The 702-nt window shown below is 57.5% G+C and carries 1 pseudogene; it reads right to left on the bottom strand.

Going from position 1 to position 702, the window contains the following annotated elements:
• Positions 1–702: pseudogene (locus K9857_RS30225) on the bottom strand (hypothetical protein); the annotation flags it as partial.

The raw sequence follows: 702 nt of genomic DNA, 5'->3' as shown, positions 1-702 counted from the left end.
TTATCGCTGGCCCGGCGATGGGACCAGCAGCAGTTGGCCAGGTAGTTCTGCAACGGGTTGGCCTGACGGAACGTGGCGAACATGTACAGTCCGCCGAGCGCTAACAGCAGCAGGTTGATCGGCCCCATACCCAGTCGGAACCGCCGTATGGCCTCGGGGGTACTGATTTTATTGGCCAGCCGCATGCCGGTCAGACTAAAACCAAGCAATCCTTGGGCACTGTAAACCGCAACTTGCCCACTAACGGCTAAACTTTTCAGCCGTAGCCAAGGATCAATATTACTCTGGGATGCCTCCATCTGAATTTGCAGTGATCTAAACTCACTGACTGCAGCTCCAAACGATAGTCCTCCCACAATTCCCCCAAATAGAGTCAACGTCGGTGCTGTAGCTAAAAAACCAAAAGGCAGTCTCCGCGTTAACTCGTTTACCCCCTTCCCCAAAATCATCCAATTCTGAATCACCGCCCCCAACGCCGCCCCCGCATACAAATACGCCGACAAACCATCCGCCTGCCGCTGCGCATCCCCCTCTTCCAACATGGCCGCCTGCCGGGCATAAGCGCCGGCGTTAAGCACGTTGACCACCAGCGCCGCCAGCGGCAGCAGGCCGCCCGCACCCTGAACCGAGGGGGAGTTGACGATGGTGCTGGTGCGTCCGAAGGTGATGGACTGGGTGACGACACGTGTCCATTGCTCAAGG

Origin of the sequence: Pseudomonas sp. REP124 (assembly GCF_020164475.1) — a bacterium.
GTDB lineage: Bacteria > Pseudomonadota > Gammaproteobacteria > Pseudomonadales > Pseudomonadaceae > Aquipseudomonas.
The sequence above is the reverse complement of the archived record's forward strand: the minus strand, read 5'-3'. Positions and strand labels throughout refer to the sequence as shown.